The sequence below is a fragment of the Cellulomonas xylanilytica genome (assembly GCF_007989805.1).
GTDB classification, from domain to species: Bacteria; Actinomycetota; Actinomycetes; order Actinomycetales; family Cellulomonadaceae; genus Cellulomonas; species Cellulomonas xylanilytica.
The window spans coordinates 606,453-621,954 of record NZ_BJUB01000001.1 but is presented as its reverse complement, the minus strand read 5'-3'; the positions used below and the strand labels follow the sequence as shown (position 1 = coordinate 621,954).

At 73.2% G+C, this 15,502-nt stretch carries 12 protein-coding genes; 4 read left to right on the top strand and 8 right to left on the bottom strand.

All coding sequences use genetic code 11. The annotated features are described in order from the left end of the window. Window positions 1-9: 9 nt before the first annotated feature. Genes CXY01_RS02740 through CXY01_RS02730 form a run of 3 tightly spaced genes read right to left on the bottom strand, consistent with a single transcriptional unit; the run spans window position 10 to window position 3,226 of the window. Window positions 10-2,364: an ATP-binding cassette domain-containing protein gene (locus CXY01_RS02740; protein WP_246124956.1), complete on the bottom strand. Its 2,355-nt coding sequence runs from the start codon at window positions 2,362-2,364 to the stop codon at window positions 10-12. Continuing rightward, window positions 2,361-2,771: a VOC family protein gene (locus CXY01_RS02735; protein WP_146925493.1), complete on the bottom strand. Its 411-nt coding sequence runs from the start codon at window positions 2,769-2,771 to the stop codon at window positions 2,361-2,363. Before CXY01_RS02735 ends, CXY01_RS02740 begins: the two co-directional genes overlap by 4 nt. 5 nt (window positions 2,772-2,776) lie before the next feature. After that, window positions 2,777-3,226 (bottom strand): helix-turn-helix transcriptional regulator, encoded by a 450-nt coding sequence (locus tag CXY01_RS02730; RefSeq protein WP_146925492.1) that lies wholly within the window; start codon window positions 3,224-3,226, stop codon window positions 2,777-2,779. A 70-nt stretch (window positions 3,227-3,296) separates the two neighbouring features. Between CXY01_RS02730 and CXY01_RS02725 the strand changes: the two genes are divergently transcribed. The 3 genes from CXY01_RS02725 to CXY01_RS02715 all read left to right on the top strand — a co-directional run bounded on the left by CXY01_RS02725 (window position 3,297) and on the right by CXY01_RS02715 (window position 6,647). Next, the gene (locus tag CXY01_RS02725) at window positions 3,297-5,588 is read left to right on the top strand and encodes an LLM class flavin-dependent oxidoreductase (RefSeq protein WP_146925491.1); all 2,292 of its coding nucleotides are present in this window, start codon (window positions 3,297-3,299) and stop codon (window positions 5,586-5,588) included. After that, entirely contained in the window at window positions 5,585-6,058 is a 474-nt protein-coding gene (locus CXY01_RS02720; RefSeq protein ID WP_146925490.1) for a heme-degrading domain-containing protein, read from the top strand. Before CXY01_RS02725 ends, CXY01_RS02720 begins: the two co-directional genes overlap by 4 nt. An 88-nt stretch (window positions 6,059-6,146) precedes the next feature. Next, the gene (locus CXY01_RS02715; RefSeq protein ID WP_146925489.1) at window positions 6,147-6,647 is read left to right on the top strand and encodes a hypothetical protein; all 501 of its coding nucleotides are present in this window, start codon (window positions 6,147-6,149) and stop codon (window positions 6,645-6,647) included. Between the two features lie 17 nt (window positions 6,648-6,664). Here CXY01_RS02715 and CXY01_RS02710 read toward each other — a convergent pair whose 3' ends face one another. Beyond that, window positions 6,665-7,615, bottom strand: a complete 951-nt coding sequence (locus CXY01_RS02710) for an aldo/keto reductase (protein ID WP_146925488.1) — start codon at window positions 7,613-7,615, stop codon at window positions 6,665-6,667. Window positions 7,616-7,812: 197 nt separating this feature from the next. Here CXY01_RS02710 and CXY01_RS02705 point away from each other — a divergent pair, with 197 nt between their 5' ends. Next, window positions 7,813-8,157, top strand: a complete 345-nt coding sequence (locus CXY01_RS02705) for an RNA polymerase-binding protein RbpA (RefSeq protein ID WP_055914529.1) — start codon at window positions 7,813-7,815, stop codon at window positions 8,155-8,157. Between the two features lie 7 nt (window positions 8,158-8,164). On the opposite strand, the gene CXY01_RS02700 is transcribed toward CXY01_RS02705, so the two are convergent. The 4 genes from CXY01_RS02700 to CXY01_RS02685 form a co-directional block, all read right to left on the bottom strand. After that, window positions 8,165-8,935: a polyprenol monophosphomannose synthase gene (locus CXY01_RS02700; protein ID WP_146925487.1), complete on the bottom strand. Its 771-nt coding sequence runs from the start codon at window positions 8,933-8,935 to the stop codon at window positions 8,165-8,167. Further along, window positions 8,932-10,497 (bottom strand): apolipoprotein N-acyltransferase, encoded by a 1,566-nt coding sequence (gene lnt, locus CXY01_RS02695; protein ID WP_146925486.1) that lies wholly within the window; start codon window positions 10,495-10,497, stop codon window positions 8,932-8,934. The genes CXY01_RS02700 and lnt overlap by 4 nt, the downstream gene beginning before the upstream one ends. Before the next feature lie 427 nt (window positions 10,498-10,924). Beyond that, entirely contained in the window at window positions 10,925-12,553 is a 1,629-nt protein-coding gene (locus CXY01_RS02690; RefSeq protein WP_146925485.1) for an amidohydrolase, read from the bottom strand. Window positions 12,554-12,627: 74 nt separating this feature from the next. Then, a complete protein-coding gene (locus CXY01_RS02685) occupies window positions 12,628-15,492 on the bottom strand; it encodes a DEAD/DEAH box helicase (protein ID WP_146925484.1) in 2,865 nt (954 codons plus the stop codon). Between the last annotated feature and the right edge of the window lie 10 nt (window positions 15,493-15,502).

Genomic DNA, 15,502 nt, shown 5'->3' with positions numbered 1-15,502 from the left:
TCTCTTCGGTCAGCTGCGGACGTAGGCGGCGAGGTGCTCGCCGGTCAGGGTGGGTCGGGTGGCGACGAGCTGGGCGGGCGTGCCCTCGAAGACGACGAGACCGCCGTCGTGGCCGGCGCCGGGGCCCAGGTCGATGATCCAGTCGGCGTGCGCCATGACGGCCTGGTGGTGCTCGATCACGATGACGGACCTGCCGGCGTCGACCAGCCGGTCGAGCAGGGCGAGGAGGTTCTCCACGTCGGCCAGGTGCAGGCCGGTGGTCGGCTCGTCGAGCACGTAGACCGTGCCCTTCTCCCCCATGTGCGTCGCCAGCTTGAGCCGCTGCCGCTCGCCGCCCGAGAGCGTCGGCAGCGGCTGACCGAGGCTGATGTAGCCGAGCCCGACGTCGACCAGGCGCGCCAGGACGGCGTGAGCGGCAGGCGTCCGGCCCTCCCCCGCGGCGAAGAACTCCTCGGCCTCCGTGACCGACATGGCCAGCACCTCGCTGATGTCGCGGCCGGCCAGGTGGTACTCCAGGACGGACGCCTGGAAACGCTTTCCCTCGCAGACCTCGCACACCGTCGCGACGCCGCTCATCATGGCCAGGTCGGTGTAGATGACGCCCGCGCCGTTGCAGGCCGGGCACGCACCCTCCGAGTTGGCGCTGAAGAGTGCCGGCTTCACGCCGTTCGCCTTGGCGAACGCCTTGCGGATCGGCTCGAGCAGCCCGGTGTACGTGGCGGGGTTGCTCCGGCGGGACCCGCGGATGGCTCCCTGGTCGATGGACACGACGCCGTCGCCGGCGGGGATCGAGCCGTGCACCAGCGAGCTCTTGCCGGACCCGGCGACGCCGGTGATGACGACGAGGACGCCGAGCGGGACATCGACGTCGACGTCGCGCAGGTTGTTCGCGGACGCGCCGCGGATCTCGAGCCGGCCGGTCGGTGCGCGGACGGAGTCCTTCACGGCGGCCCGGTCGTCGAGGTGCTTGCCCGTCAGGGTCCCGCTGGTCCGCAGCTCGTCGACCGTGCCCTCGAAGCAGACCGTGCCGCCGGCCGTGCCTGCGCCGGGGCCGAGGTCGACGACGCGGTCGGCGATGGTGATCATCTCCGGCTTGTGCTCGACGACGAGGACGGTGTTCCCCTTGTCCCGCAGCTGCAGGAGCAGCTGGTTCATCCGCTGGATGTCGTGCGGGTGCAGGCCGATGGACGGCTCGTCGAAGACGTAGGTGACGTCGGTCAGGGACGACCCGAGGTGGCGGATCATCTTGGTGCGCTGCGCCTCTCCCCCGGACAGCGTCCCGGACGACCGGTCGAGCGACAGGTAGCCCAGCCCGATGTCCGTGAACGAGTCCAGCAGCAGCTGCAGGCCCGTCAGCAGCGGTGCGACCGACGGCTCGTCCAGCCCCCGGACCCACCCGGCGACGTCGCTGATCTGCATGGCGCAGACGTCGGCGATGCTCTTCCCGTCGATGGTCGACGAGCGGGCCTCCGCGCTCAGGCGGGTGCCGTCGCACTCCGGGCACGTGGAGAACGTCACCGCGCGCTCGACGAAGGCGCGGATGTGCGGCTGCAGCGCGTCGACGTCCTTGGCCAGGTACGACTTCTGCAGCCGCGGGATCAGACCCTCGTAGGTGAGGTTGATGCCCTCGATCTGGATCTTGGTGGGTTCCTTGTAGAGGAGCGCGTCGAGCTCGCGCTTGGTGAACCGGGCGATCGGCTTGTCCGGGTCGAAGAAGCCGCAGCCCCGGAAGATCCGGCCGTACCAGCCGTCCATGCTGTAGCCGGGGATGGTGAGTGCGCCCTGGTTCAGCGACAGGCTCGCGTCGTACAGCTGGGTCAGGTCGATGTCGTTGACGGAGCCGCGGCCCTCGCACCGCGGGCACATGCCGCCGAGGATGCTGAAGCTGCGGCGCTCCTTGGTCTCCCGACCCGCGCGCTCGAGGGTGACGGCCCCGGCACCGCTGATCGAGGCGACGTTGAACGAGAACGCCTGCGGCGAGCCGATGTGCGGGGTGCCGAGCCGGCTGAACAGGATCCGCAGCATCGCGTTCGCGTCGGTCGCGGTGCCGACGGTCGAGCGCGGGTTCGCACCCATGCGCTCCTGGTCGACGATGATCGCCGTCGTCAGACCGTCGAGGACGTCGACGTCGGGGCGCGCCAGCGTCGGCATGAAGCCCTGGACGAAGGCGCTGTAGGTCTCGTTGATCATCCGCTGCGAGTCGGCGGCGATGGTGTCGAACACGAGCGAGCTCTTGCCCGAGCCGGAGACGCCGGTGAACACCGTCAACCGGCGTTTCGGGATCTCGACGCTGACGTTCTTGAGGTTGTTCTCGCGTGCCCCGTGCACCCGGATGAGGTCGTGGCTGTCGGCGGGGTGCGTCACGGGAGCTCGTTGATGCGCAGCAGGTTGCCCGCAGGGTCGCGGAAGGCGCAGTCGCGCACCCCGTACGGCTGGTCGGTCGGCTCCTGGACGACCTCGGCACCATTGGTCACGAGCCGCGCGAAGACCTCGTCGAGGTCGTGCGTGGCCAGCGTGATCGCGCCGTAGCTGCCCTTCGCCATCATCTCGGCGATCGTGCGGCGCTCGTCGTCGGTCAGGCCTGGCTCGGCGGCCGGCGGGTGCAGGACGATCGCCGGCGCCGACGGGTCCGCGGGCCCGACGGTGATCCAGCGCAGACCGTTGTAGCCGACGTCGTTGCGGACGTGGAAGCCGAGGGCGTCGCGGTAGAACGCCAGCGCGGCGTCGGGGTCGTCGTGCGGCAGGAAGGCGTAGTGCAGGGCGAGATCCATGACGGTCACGCTAGGTGGGGCTGCGCGGTCCGCGCTTCTCGATTCCTGACCGGTCTGGTGACCTGCTTCGCGACGCACGAGGGCATCCCCTCGGTCACGCCCGCGTGCTCGCGCCGATAGACGCTCGGGGGTACTCCGACCAGCTCGGTGAAACGCGTGCTGAAGGTGCCGAGCGAGGAGCAGCCGACCGCGAAGCAGACCTCCGTCACGCTGAGGTCACCCCGGCGGAGCAGCGACATGGCGCGCTCGATGCGGCGCGTCATGAGGTACGCGTACGGGGACTCCCCGTACGCGCGGCGGAACTCGCGGCTGAGGTGCCCGGCGGACATGTGCGCCCCCCGCGCCAGGGCCTCGACGTCGAGGGGCTGGGCGTACTCGCGGTCGATCCGGTCCCGCACGCGTCGCAGGCGGACGAGGTCGTTCAGGTGCTGTGCCGTGGCGGGCGCGGTGCTCACCCACCTGATCGTGCCACGCACCGCGCGCCGTCAGGGTTATAGTTGAACTCTCAACCATAGGAGCTGGTGCATGCCCGACTACGGCCACGACCTCGTCCTGGGTACCTTCCTCACGCCCGCGGCGAAGAACCCCCAGCAGGTGGTCGCCCTCGCGCAGACCACCGAGCGTGCGGGGCTCGACCTCGTGACGTTCCAGGACCACCCGTACCAGCCGGCGTTCCTCGACACGTGGACCCTGCTCGCCTGGGTCGCCGCGTCGACGAGCCGGGTGCAGGTGGCAGGCAACGTGCTCAACCTCCCGCTGCGCCCGCCCGCCGTCCTCGCGCGTGCCGCGGCCAGCCTGGACCTGCTGTCGGGCGGACGGTTCGCCCTCGGTCTGGGATCCGGGGCGTTCTGGGACGCGATCGTCGCGATGGGCTCGCCGCGACTCACGCCCGGCGAGGGCGTGGATGCGCTGGACGAGGCCCTCGACATCATCCGCGGCATCTGGGACACCGACGAGCGCGCGCCCCTGCGGATCCACGGGACCCACCATCGTGTCGACGGCGCCAAGCGCGGCCCGGCGCCCGCGCACGACATCCCGATCTGGGTGGGCGCGTACAAGCCACGGATGCTCGCTCTGGTGGGTCGCAAGGCCGACGGCTGGCTGCCGAGCCTCGGCTACCTCAAGGACGGCGACCTGGCCGTCGGCAACGCCCGGATCGACGAGTCGGCGCAGGCTGCCGGCCGGGACCCCCGGGAGATCCGCCGCCTGCTCAACCTCGGCGGCGGGTCGTTCTCCGGGGCCGGCTTCCTCCAGGGACCGCCCGAGCGGTGGGTGGACGGCCTGCTTCCGCTGGTGCTCGAGGACGGCATCTCGACGTTCGTCCTCGGCAGCGACGACGCCGCGACCATCGCGCGCTTCGGCGAGGAGGTGGCCCCGGCGCTGCGCGAGGCCGTGGCCTCGGCGCGCGGCACGGCCGGCACCGTGACCGGCTCGGTCCGACCCGCGGCCGCCCTGGCCCGGCGCCGGACCGGGATCGACTACGACGGCATCCCCGACTCCCTCGTCGCGACGGCCGTGGAACCGGGCGACCGCGAGTACGGCCGCGTCCGGTCGTCCTACGTCTACGCGGGCTCCCCCGGGCTCGTGCTCCGGCCCCAGGACGCCGAGGCGGTGCGCGACGCGGTGTTGTTCGCCCGGGCGCAGGAGGTGCCGTTCGCGGTGCGTAGCGGCGGGCACGGCATCAGCGGCCGGTCCACCAACGACGGCGGCGTCGTCGTCGACGTCGGCGCGCTCGACACCGTCGAGGTGCTCGACCGGGACCGGGGGCTCGTCCGCCTCGGTGCGGGCGCACGCTGGGGCGACGTGGCGGCCGCGCTGTCCCCGCACGGGCTGGCGATCAGCTCGGGCGACTACGGCGACGTCGGGGTCGGCGGGCTGGTGACCGCGGGTGGTCAAGGCTTCCTCGGCAGGTCGTACGGGCTCACGCTCGACCACGTGGTCGCCGCCGAGCTGGTGCTCGCGGACGGGCGGCTCGTGCGGACGGACGCGGTCCACGAGCCCGACCTGCTGTGGGCCGTCCGGGGCGCCGGGGCGAACTTCGGCATCCTCACCGCGGTCGAGATCGAGGCGGCCGAGGTGGGCGACGTCGTCCACGCGACGATCATCTTCGACGCCACCGACACCGCACCGTTCGTGCAGGCGTGGGCCGAGCTCGTGGAGTCCTCACCCCGGGAGCTGACCAGCTTCCTGACCCTCGTGCCGGCCCGCGGCAACGATCCCGCCGTGGGGTACACGATCGTCGTGTGGGCGGACGACGACACCGATGCGGCCGTCGTGGCGCTCGAGCGGTTCCTCGACCTGGCGCCGGTGCTCCAGCAGCAGGCGCAGCTGGTCCCCTACGCCGCGACCGTGGCAGCCCACCACGGCGAGCACACGGGTGGTTCGGCGCCGGCCACGCGTGGCGGGCTCGTCGACCACGTGACGCCGGAGCTGGCCGCGCTGCTCGCGGACCTGCTCGCCGCGGGTGACGCCGACATGCTGCAGCTGAGGGCGGTCGGCGGTGCCGTGAACGACGTCGACCCGGCCGCGACCGCCTACGCCCACCGCACCCAGAACTTCTCGTTGCTGGCCGCGGCGCGCGGCAGCCGTCGCGCAGGGATCGATGCCTGGTGGGAGCGCCTCTCGCCCCACCTGCACGGCGTCTACCTCAGCTTCGAGACGAACCAGTCCCCCGCGCGGCTCGCGGAGGTCTTCCCGCCGGAGACCCTCGCCCGCCTCGGCCGGCTCAAGTCGCTCTACGACCCCGACCGGGTGTTCGACGGCAACTTCGGCGTGACACCGACGCCGGACGTGGACCGTGCCACGATGACGACATGAGCACCGACGACATCGACGGCGTCATCGCGCAGGTCGAGCAGCAGGAGCACGACCTCCTCTTCACCACCTTCACCAACGACGACGCCTGGCGGCTCGGCTGCCTGCTCGTCGAGCTCGCACAGGAGCGGGACCTGCCGGTCACCGTCGACATCCGGCGCGGCACCCAGCAGCTGTTCCACGCCGCGCGGCCGGGGACCACGCCGGACAACGACAGCTGGGTCGAGCGCAAGGTCCGGGTGGTCGAGCGGTTCGGCGCGTCGTCGTACCTCGTCGGCCTGCGTGCCCGGGCGAAGGGCAGCACGTTCGCCTCGCAGCACGACCTTCCGCTGCAGCAGTTCGCCGCGCACGGTGGCGCCTTCCCCGTGCGGGTCCGCGACGTCGGGATCGTGGCCGTGGTGACCGTCTCCGGACTGCCGCAGGCCGACGACCACGCGCTCGTCGTCGAGGCGCTCGCCGCCCACCTGGGCTGAGCCGCCCACAGCCCCTCCGGCGGGGTGACCCTCCACGGTTCTGCTGAGCCGGCCCTCGCGGCGTTCCGGCGCGGCCGACGCTGTCGGCATGACGGAGCACGGGTGGTTCGACGAGGACTGGGACGACGACGGCGACGACGTCTGGGACGTCCCCACGACGAGGTCCGAGGGGCACGGACTCGCGACCGACCTGCCCCGGCCTCCCGGGGCGCTGCGGTCGGGGAGCGACGCCCTCGCCGTCCTGCTGGACCTCGTCGGTCCCGGGCGAGCGGGCGGGCCGGCGCTGTGGTTCGTCCTGCTCGATTCCGAGGACCGCGCTCTGCCCGTCGTCCTGCCGATCGCCGACGTGCCGGTGCGTGCCGACCGTACGGTCGCCCGGCGCCTCCTCGGGCTCTTCGACGGGTACCTGCGGACCGAGGCGCCCGGCGGGTCGGTGGTCGTCGGGCTCGTGCGGGCGGCGGGCGGAGACCTGGGGGCGTTCGAGGCGCAGTGGGTCCCCGCGCTGCGTGACGCCGCGGACGACGCCGGGGTGCGCCTGTGGGCGGTCGTGGCGATCGGCGAGAGCCGGGCGCGCGTGCTCGAGTGGTGAGGACGGGCGTTCGCCGGTCAGGACGCGGGGCCCGGTGCCGCCTCGTCGATCGCCGCGAGCTGCTCGAGGGTCGGCTCCCACGCGATCGAGGCGACGTTCGCGCGCAGCTGCTCCGGGGTGCGTGCCCCCGCGATGACGGTCGCCACGGCGGGCTGTGCCGCGAGCCCGCCGAGCGCCAGGGTGGGCAGGTCGATCCCCCACGCGACGGCCAACGACTCCAGCGCCTCGATCCGGTCGAAGTCGGCGCGCGCCAGCCGGTCCGGCATCCGGGTGAGCCGCGTCCCGTCCGGGGCGGACTCGCCGCGCCGGTACTTGCCGGTGAGGAGCCCGGACGCCAGCGGCACGTACGGGATCAGCCCGACGCCCACCTGCTCGGCTGCGGGCACCAGCTCGGCCTCCGCGGCGCGGTCCAGCAGGTTGTACCGGTTCTGCGCCGACACGAAGGGCGTCACTCCCGCGGTGCGGGCCGACCAGTCGGCGTCGACCACCTGCCACGCCGCGAAGTTCGAGGAGCCGAGGTAGCGCACCTTGCCCTCCACCACCAGCTCGTGCAGAGCGGCCAGGGTCTCCTCGATCGGGGTCACCGGGTCCGGGGCGTGCATTTGGAGCAGGTCCACGTGATCGGTGCGCAGCCGGGTCAACGAGCTCTCGACGGCCCGCCGCACGTAGCGCCGGGACCCGCGGACGCCCCAGTCCGGACCGTTCAGCCCGCCGGTGTCGAGCCCGAACTTGGTCGCGACCACCACGTCGTCCCGGTGCCCTGCGAGCGCTGCGCCCAGCAGCTCCTCGCTCTGCCCCGGCACCCCGCCATACACGTCCGCGGTGTCGAAGAAGGTGATCCCGGCGTCGAGCGCTGCCGCGACCAGGGCGGGGACGTCGTCCGGCGCCAGGGTCGCACCGAAGGTGTTGCACCCGAGACCGGCCACCGAGACCACCAGGCCGCTGTCTCCGAGCTGTCGAAAGGACATCTCGCCGTCGGTGCGGGAGGCTTGAGGGGCGGAAGGGGTCGGATTGCTCACCCGGGCAACTCTAAGCCTCTCCCCCGCACACCACCCGCGTTCACGAGACCTTCACGTCCCCCTGGAACACTGGAGGGGCGCCCGCCGTTGACACCGGTGGAAGTTCTCACTCTCGACGGCCGTACAACGGCACGGAGGTTCCCCAGATGGCAAACCGGTCCCTGCGCGGCATGCGCATCGGGTCCCACAGCATGGAGACGGAAGACGGCGTCGAGTTCGCCCCCCGGCTCCAGGCTCACTACGACTGTCCCAACGGGCACACCATCATCCTGCCGTTCTCGGTCGAGGCCGACGTGCCGGTGGTGTGGGAGTGCCGTTGTGGCGAGGAGGCGCTGCTCCGCGACGCGTCCAAGCCCGAGGTGAAGGCCGGCAAGCCGCCGCGCACCCACTGGGACATGCTGCTCGAGCGCCGCACGGTCGGTGAGCTCCAGGAGCTCCTCGACGAGCGCCTCGACCTCCTCCGGTCGGGCAAGCTGCGCCGCAGCGCCTAGGACCCGCTCAGCCCCCAGAGCGACGGAACGCTCCCGCCACACGGCGGGAGCGTTCTGCTATCCCCCACCGGGTCACGCTGAACAGCGCCTCGACGACGATGGCGCGGCTCATCTTGCTCTGGCCGAGCTCCCGCTCGACGAACGTGATCGGCACCTCCACCACTCGTGCACCGGTGCGGACCGCGCGCCAGGCCATGTCCACCTGGAAGCAGTAGCCCTGGGACGCCACGTCGTCGAGGGCGAGCGCGCGGAGCAGGTCCGAGCGGTAGGCGCGGAAGCCGCCCGTCGCGTCGCGCAACGGGATGCCGAGGACGATGCGGGTGTAGGTGTTGGCGCCACGCGAGAGCACGTGACGGCTCACGGGCCAGTTGAGCACGCTCCCACCGGGTACCCACCGCGAGCCCAGCACGAGGTCGGCGTCGGTCAGCGCCGCCAGGAGCCGCGGGAGGTCCTCCGCCCGGTGCGACCCGTCGGCGTCCATCTCCACTACCACGTCGTACCCGCGCTCCAGCGCCCAGCCGAACCCCGCCACGTACGCGGTGCCCAGCCCGAGCTTGCCCGCCCGGTGCAGCACGTGGACGCGCTGCCGCCCCTCGACGGCCTCCGCCTCGGCGATCTTCTCGGCCAGCTCACCCGTCCCGTCGGGCGAGCCGTCGTCGACGACCAGGACGTCGGCGTCGGGGACGTGGCTGCGCAGGCGGTCCAGCGCACCCGGCAGGTTCTCGCGCTCGTCGTACGTCGGGACGACGACGAGCACACGCGACGGGGCCTGGGTCATACGGCTGTCTCGATCCGGTCGGCGCGACGCACCCGGTGCGCCCCGGCTGCACCGGCGAGCACCACGCACACCGCGAGGGCGTCGATGATCCATGCGGGCCACGAGCCCAGCCTCGTTGCGGGCGTCAGCGTGTCGCGCAGAGGAAGGGTAGCCACCATCTGCTCCGCGGTGAAGAGCCCGGTCCGGTGGGTGACCACCCCGTTGGGATCGATGACTGCGCTGACGCCGACGGTCGAGATCTGCACGGTCGCCCGACCGTGCTCGATCGCACGGATGCGGGACATGGCCAGCTGCTGCGTCGACTCGTCGGACACGCCGAAGGACGCGTTGTTCGTCTGCACCACGAGCAGCTCGCCGCCGGACCGGACCGCCTCCCGCACGATCCCGTCGTACGCGACCTCGAAGCAGATGACGTCGCCGATGCCGACCGTCCGGCCGAGGCGCTCGGAGTCCAGCGGGACGTAGCCCGGCTCGGTGCCGGGGAGCATGTCCCGCGTCACCAGGTCCACCGCCGACGAGAACTGCCGCACGAACGAGCGGATGGGGATGTACTCCGCGAACGGCGCCGGGTGCTGCTTGGTGTACGTCGCGGTGACGCCCACACCGGGCTCCCACAGGACGGCAGTGTTGTAGCGCCCGCCGCTCGGCGGGTACTCGACGGTGCCCACGAGCATGGGGGCGTCGATCGCCTGGGCGGCGCCGTCGATGAGCTCGGCCGCGCCCTGGTCGACCTGCGGGTCGATGTCGGTCCCGTTCTCGGGCCACAGCACGAGGTCGAGCTCGCCGGGCTCCACCTGGTCGAGCAGCGCGAGCGTGCCGGCGACGTGGTTGTCCAGGACGGCCTGGCGCTGACCGAACGCGTCCAGCCCGGTACCGGGCACGTTGCCCTGGACGGCGCCGACCCGCAGGTTGCCGGACTGCGCCTGGGTGTCGAGCGGGATCATCATGCCGACCACCAGGACGGCGCCCACGACGGCCGTGGCGGCGGCCAGCCGCGCCAGCTCCAAGCGGCGCGCGGCGAGCATGATCCGGGCCAGCAGCACGCCGACGACGACTACAGCGCCGGTCAGCAGAGGGGTGCCACCCAGCGACGCGAGCGCGGCCAGGGGCGAGTCGGCCTGGGAGAACGCGAGACGTCCCCACGGGAAGCCGCCGAACGGCCAGGCCGCGGCGAGCTCCTCGGTGGCGACGAAGAGGATCGTGAAGACGACCACCTGCAGGCCGATGCTGCGCCACACCGCGTTGCCGCGCCGCGCCCAGCTCCACGCGGCGCCGAACAGCGCGACGTACCCCGCCTCGAGCGTGCTGAGCGCCAGCCACGGCACCAGCCCGACGGCCTCGTCGGCCCACGTGATCAGCGGCAGGAAGAACGCGAGCCCCCACAGGAGCCCGACGAGGGCGTTCCAGCGGGCGCTGTCGCGCCGCAGGGCCAGGTACAGGAGGGCGACGCCGAGGAAGGCGGTCCCCCACCAGCCGGGCTCCGGGAACGCGAGCCGTGTGAGCAGGCCACCGGTCACGGCCAGGACGAGAGTCCACCAGCGGGCGGGTTCACGGGCGGGCACCCCTGGAGGGTACGTCAGTGGGCTGAGGCTCTCACTCGTCGGCCGCGCAGGGCCTCGACGGGTCCGACCGACCGGCCCGCGTGTCCTTCGTACCGGTCGGCGTGCAGGCGCACGGACCGTTGTCTACTGAACACGCGGGCCCGGTCGGAGCCCTCCCCCGACCGCTGCCCTCACAGGCGCCGACGACGTCGTTGGACGCATGTCCGCAGCGGTGGATCTCCTGAGGAACCTACCGAGATCCACAGGAGTGTCAAGGCCGCGTCGGTGCAGGTGGGAGCCGTAGTCGCAGGTCATCAGCGCACCATCGGTCCCGTCTGACCGGTTCGGCTCGGCGTGTCGTCGCGCGTGTCGGCAGATCCGGTCGAAGCGGGCGGATCCGGTCGCGGGCGCGCGGCGCAGATTTCACCCGGTCCGCGGACGGACCCGCTCAGAGGGCGTCGTGCAGGACGACGCCGGCGCGGACCGTCCGCAGGCAGACCGGCTCCGGCACGTCGGGTCCCAGGTCGGGCAGCAGCGGGATGCCGGCCCGCGCGTCGGTGCTCCAGGAGGAGAACTGCCCCTCGGCGGCCTGCACCGTGAGGCTGTCCGCCCGCCAGACCGCGAGGTGGGCAGGTGCGCCCACGCGCAGCTCACCGGCGCCCGTGTGGTCGAGCCCCGCTACCCGCCAGCCGCCCCGGGTGGACGCCCGGAACGCCGCTCGTGCGGAGATCCGCTGGTCGACGGCGCGGTGCCGGACGGCCGCCCGGACGCCCGCCCACGGGTCCACCGCGGTCACCGGCGAGTCGGACCCGAACGCGAGTGGCACGCCCGCGGCGGCCAGGTCGGCGAGAGGGTTGAGCGCAGCGGCACGCCCCGCACCGAGCCGGGTCGCGTACATGCCGTCGGGACCGCCCCACGCCGCGTCGAACGCGGGCTGCATGCTGAGCCGGACGCCCAGCAGCACGAGCGCCGCGAGCGTCGGCGCGTCGACCATCTCGGCGTGCTCCAGCCGGTGGCCCATCCGCGCGATGGCGTCCGGACCCTCGACGTCCACGGCGGCGCGCAGGCCGAGCAGGAGCTCGTCCATCGCGCGGTCGCCGATCACGTGGAAACCGCCCTGCACGCCCGCGCGGGTCACCGCGGTGAGGTGGTTGCAGATCTGCTCGGCGGTCAGGTAGAGCACGCCCGAGGTGTCCGGTGCGTCGGTGTACGGCGAGCGGACGGCGGCGGTGTGCGAGCCGATCGAGCCGTCGACGTTGAGGTCCCCGCCGATGCCGGTTAGGCCCGGGATCGCCGCGAGGATCTCGCGTGCGTCGTCGACCGTGACGCACTGCTCGCCGCGGTAGGCCACGAGGTGCGGCAGCCCGCCGGCGGCGTCGGCGGTCAGCTTCAGCAGCTCGACCAGCCCGGCCCGGGTGTCGATGGACGGTGCCGAGTGCTCGTGCACGGACACGACGCCGCGGGCCGCCGCGTGCTCGAGCGCGCGGCGGTACAGGGCGGTCCGCCGCTCCGGGCTCACCTGGCGGGCGGCGTCGCGCGCGGCGTGGTGGGCGTCCCGTTCGACCCGGCCGTCGTAGCTCCAGCCCGGCAGCCGGTCGAGGCCCGCGGCGTCCGAGAGGGCGCTCGACACCACCGCGGAGTGCACGTCGACGCGCGCGAGGTAGACCGGTGCCCCGCCCGCCGCGGCGTCGAGCTCCTCACGCGTGGGCGGCCGGCCCTCCGTCCAGCGCAGCTCGTCCCAGCCGAAGCCGAGCACGGGCGCCTCCGACGTCCTGGCGCGCGCGGCCCGGTGCACGGCGTCGAGGGCGTCCGCCAGCGAGTGCACACCGCCCTCGGGCGACAGGTCGACCGACTCCAGGGCGAGCCCGGTCTCCAGGACGTGGACGTGCGCGTCGACGAAGCCGGGTGCCACCAGCGCCCCGTCGAGGTCGACCACCTCGTCGGCGCGCGACACCATGCCGTCGGCGGTGTCGTCCGCGCCCAGCCAGACGACCGTGCCGTCGTCCACGAGCAGCGCCTCGGCGAAGGGGTCGGCGGCGGAGTGCACCACGCCGTGCCGGTACAGGGTCGAGCTCACAGAGGCACACGATAGGGCAGGTCAGTACGACGAAGCGCCCCGAACCGGACACGTGCCCGGGTGAACGCCCGGCGCTAGACCGACGAGTACGCCACGACCCCGCGCCGGAGGGCGTCGACGGCCTGGCGGGCGGTGGTCCGCAGCCGCTGGTGCGGTGCCGCCTGGGAGACCTGGTCGAGCACGTCGATGACCTGCTTGCACCACCGCACGAAGTCGCCCGCGGACAGCTCGCCGCCCTTGAGGACCGCGTCGAGGCTCCGCCCCGCGGCCCACCGGTGCACCGCCTCCACCAGGCCGGCGTCCAGCGGCTGGATGGTCTCCACCTTGTGCGCCGTCTCGAGGTCGTCCAGCTCCGACCATGCCCGGACGCAGCCGTCGAGCGCGACGCCCAGCCGGCTGCTCGGGCCGCCCGGGATGCGCGGCTCGGCCTGGTCGTCGCGGCGGGACCGGTACACGAGGGTCGAGACCGCTGCGGCGAGCCCCGGGGCGTCGAGCTCGTCGAAGACGCCGCGACGCAGGCACTCGGCCAGGAGCAGGTCGTTCTCCGCGTAGAGCCGCCGCAGCCACCGGCCGTCGTCGGTCACCTGCAGCGCCCCGCGCCCGGCGTCGTCGGTCGTGGTCTCCAGGTAGCCGAGCCGCAGCAGGATGTCGCAGATGCGGTCGAACACGGCGGCGATGGAACCCGTCCGGCCGGCGATGCGCGCGACGAGGGCGTCGTGCTCGCTGGACAGCCGCGCCCAGCGCTCCGCCCAGCGGGCGTGCTCCTCGCGGTCGGGGCAGCTGTGGCACGGGTGCGCCCGGAGCCGGCGGCGCAGGGCGGCGATCTCGGCGTCGTCCTGCGCGGCACGACGGTTGCCCTTCGGCCGGTCCTTGCGCGTCGGTCCGGTCCCCGTGCCGACGGAGGACCGCAGCGCGGCGGCGAGGTCGCGACGGGCGGCGGGCACCCGGGCCGAGAACCCCTTCGGCACGCGCAGGAACCCCACGGTGCTGACGCCCGTCCCGACGTCCGCGACGGTGAGCTTGCGCACCTGCCGGTCGATGGTCAGCACGGTCGGCTTCGGCCCGTCGAACCCGGCAGCGCCCCCGGGGTCGATGACGACCGCGTGCCCCGACCGCCGCCCGATCGGGATCTCCAGCACGTCGCCGACCCGCAGGCCCTCGAGCGTGCGTGCCACCTCGGCACGTCGGGCGGACGCCTCGGCGCGGGTCAGGTCCTTCTCGCGCGCGGTGATCTCGCGCCGGAGCGCCGCGTACTCCGCGAAGTCGCCCTGGTGGCACACCATCGCGCGTGCGTACCCCTCCAGGGCCTCTGCGTGGCCCTGTGCCTGCCTCGCGAGGCCGACCACGCCCCGGTCGGCCTGGAACTGCGCGAAGGACGTCTCGAGGACCTCTCGCGCGCGGTCGCGGCCCACCTGGGCCACCAGGTTGACGGCCATGTTGTACGTCGGCCGGAAGCTCGAGCGCAGCGGGTACAGCCGCTTGGAGGCCAGGCCGGCCAGCTGCACGGGGTCCAGGCCGGGGTGCGCGACGACCACCGCATGGCCCTCCGTGTCGATCCCCCGCCGACCCGCCCGTCCGGTCAGCTGCGTGTACTCGCCGGGCGTGACGTCGACGTGGTTCGACCCGTCCCACTTGACCAGCTTCTCCATGACCACGGACCGCGCGGGCATGTTGATGCCGAGCGCGAGCGTCTCGGTGGCGAACACGACCTTGACCAGGCCGCGGGAGAAGAGGTCCTCCACGGTCTCCTTGAACAGCGGCAGCATCCCGGCGTGGTGCGCGGCGAGCCCGCGCTGGAGCGCGTCGCTGAACTCCCAGTAGCCGAGCACGTCGAGGTCCTCGGGCGGGACGGCGGCGCAGCGCTCCTCGACGATCCGGCGGATCTCGGAGACCTCGGCCGGGGTGGTGAGCCGCACGCCGGCGGCCAGGCACTGCTGCACGGCGCCCTGGCACCCGGCCCGGGAGAAGATGAAGACGATCGCCGGGAGCAGGCCGTCGCGGTCGAGCGCGTCGACCACCGCGAACCTCGGCGTCGGACGACCTCCGCCCGGACGTGCGCCGGGACGCTGCCGTCCGCCCCGGTCGCGCGGACCGCGCCGCGGCTGGCCGACCTCCTCGCGGTTGCTGCGCCGCAGCAGGTGGGTCAGGTCGGGGTTGATCGGCGGGTCGACCCCGGGCGCGGTCGGGTCCACGTGGCCCGCGTACAGGTCCAGCAGGTCCCCGTGCACGAGGACGTGCTGGCCCAGCGGGACAGGCCGGTGCTCGCTGACCACCACGGCCGTGTCGCCGCGCACCGTCGACAGCCAGTCGCCGAACTCCTCCGCGTTCGACACGGTGGCGGACAGCGAGACCAGCTGCACGTCGTCGGTGAGGTGGATGATCACCTCTTCCCACACCGGGCCGCGGAAGCGGTCGGCGAGGTAGTGCACCTCGTCCATGACCACGAACCCGAGACCCTGCAGGGCGGTCGAGCCCGCGTAGAGCATGTTGCGCAGGACCTCGGTGGTCATGACGACGACGGGCGCGTCGCCGTTGATCGTGGTGTCCCCGGTCAGCAGCCCGACCTGGTCGGCACCGTAGCGGCGCACCAGGTCCGAGTACTTCTGGTTGGACAGGGCCTTGATGGGCGTCGTGTAGAAGGCCTTGCGGCCGGCGGCCAGCGCGAGGTGCACGGCGAACTCCCCGACCACCGTCTTGCCGGCCCCGGTCGGTGCGGCGACGAGCACGCCGCTCCCCCGCTCCAGCGCCTGGCAGGCGTCGATCTGGAACGGGTCCAGGGGGAAGCCGAGGAGCTCGCGGAACTGCCCGAGCTCGCTGCGGTCGATCTCCGCGCGCCGCCGGGCCGCGGCGTACCGCTCCGCCGGTGACGGCTCGGCCGGCGGGGCGCTCGCGCTGCGAGACGAGGACGGCGGGACGGATCTCCGGGAGCGGGATACCACCTGCACACCC